Raw genomic sequence first — 1,431 nt, forward strand, 5'->3', positions numbered from 1 at the left:
ACGGCCGCGGCGTGCAGCGACATCGTCTCGCCCGCGCGCACCGTCACCCGGCTCACGTCGAACACCAGCGGGATCGCGCGGCCGCGGACCTCGGCCCGCCCGGCCACCCGCCAGCCGCTGTCGGTCCCGGTGATCGCGGTGGCCGTGAAGGTCATGCCGGGGTGACGGTCGAGATCCAGCAGCCGGGGGGCGCGCAGGTCGCGGTCGCGGCGGGGGTTACCGGTGTCGATGCCGCCCAGGTCGACCGTGCCGGCGGCGGATCGCGGCGCCCCCTGTTCGTCGAGGACGAGGACGCCGGAGCGGACCGGCACGGTGCCCCGGACCGAGCCCCGGAAGTGGCCGACGCGCAGGCAGGCGGTCGAGGCCGTCGGCTCCACGACCCAGCGGGTCGGCGCTCCCCCCGGCGTCACGGCGTTCATCGCGCGCCGCCCGCGGCGTAGATCGCGGCGGTGTCGGCGTGGTCGCGGACCGGGTAGATCTCGACGCGATCGGGTCCGGGCAGCAGCGCCGGGTCCTCGCCCGGCAGCAGGGCGCTGCCCATGACCGCGTCGCGCGCCGCGCTCAGCGCGGACTCCGATTCGGCGAGTCCGATGACGACGCCGGTCCCGTCGTCGCGCCGCAGCTCGATGTACTCCAGCAACCCGGGCACCCCGGCGAGCAGCGGCCGGATCCGGTGCTCGACGGCGAAGTCGCCCGCCGCGAGTTCCTCGGCGCTGCGCGGCCGGTCGAAATGGAGCAGGTGTGCGTACATGATGTCCTCCTGAACTGGTCTTTTCGCTGTGTCCAGCGTCGCGTCCGCGGCGGCCGCGTGGATCGGTGCCAGTACTGATCCGCGGTACTGAACCGGTCACGCGGAATCCCGCGCGGCGCCCTCGGCGGCGGGATACTGGGCAGATGCAGAACCCGTTCGTGGGACGGCACACCGAGATCGCCCGGCTGCGCGCGGCGGTGCTCGCGGCGGCGGGCGGCGCGGGTCGGCTGGTGCTGATCGGCGGCGGCGCGGGGATCGGCAAGTCCTGGCTGGCCGAGCGGGCGGCGGAGCTGGCGGCCGAGGCGCGGCTTCCGGTGTTGCGCGGGTTCGCCGTGGACGATCCGGGCATGCCGCCGCTGTGGCCGTGGCGGCGGGCGGCGCGCGGCCTCCCCGAGCTGGCGGCCGCCCTCGACACGGTCACCGAGGCGGGCGGCGGGGCGGCGGCGCAGCGGTTCCGGATGTGCGGCGAGGTCGCCGACGTCCTCGTCGAGGCGGCGGGGCCCGCCGGTCTGCTGCTGGTCCTCGAGGACCTGCACTGGGCGGACCCGACCTCGCTGGCCCTGCTCACCCACGTCGCGACCGAGTCCGCGCGGTCGGGCCTGCTCGTGGTGGCCACCTACCGGGAGCCGACCGGTCCCGAACTCGGCGCGGCCCTGCCCGCCCTGCTGCGGCTCCCGCAC

At 76.3% G+C, this 1,431-nt stretch carries 3 protein-coding genes; 1 reads left to right on the forward strand and 2 read right to left on the reverse strand.

Going from position 1 to position 1,431, the window contains the following annotated elements:
- Together ON36_RS28505 and ON36_RS28510 are read right to left on the reverse strand one after the other, a co-directional pair.
- Nucleotides 1-410, reverse strand: a 410-nt coding sequence (locus ON36_RS28505; RefSeq protein WP_043660132.1) for a YceI family protein, incomplete at its 3' end; no start/stop codon positions are given.
- 5 nt (nucleotides 411-415) lie between these two features.
- Nucleotides 416-751, reverse strand: coding sequence for a hypothetical protein (locus tag ON36_RS28510; protein WP_043660128.1), 336 nt, complete (start codon nucleotides 749-751; stop codon nucleotides 416-418).
- Nucleotides 752-894: 143 nt separating this feature from the next.
- On the opposite strand from ON36_RS28510, the gene ON36_RS28515 reads away from it, so the two are divergent.
- On the forward strand, nucleotides 895-1,431 hold a 537-nt coding region (locus ON36_RS28515; RefSeq protein WP_043660131.1), incomplete at its 3' end, for an AAA family ATPase.

Origin of the sequence: Nocardia thailandica NBRC 100428 (assembly GCF_000308795.1) — a bacterium.
Lineage (GTDB): Bacteria > Actinomycetota > Actinomycetes > Mycobacteriales > Mycobacteriaceae > Nocardia > Nocardia thailandica.

Bases quoted from the DNA above. Each gene is read 5' to 3' on its own strand.
- ON36_RS28510 (WP_043660128.1), bottom strand. From the start codon at position 751: ATGTACGCACACCTGCTCCATTTCGACCGGCCGCGCAGCGCCGAGGAA.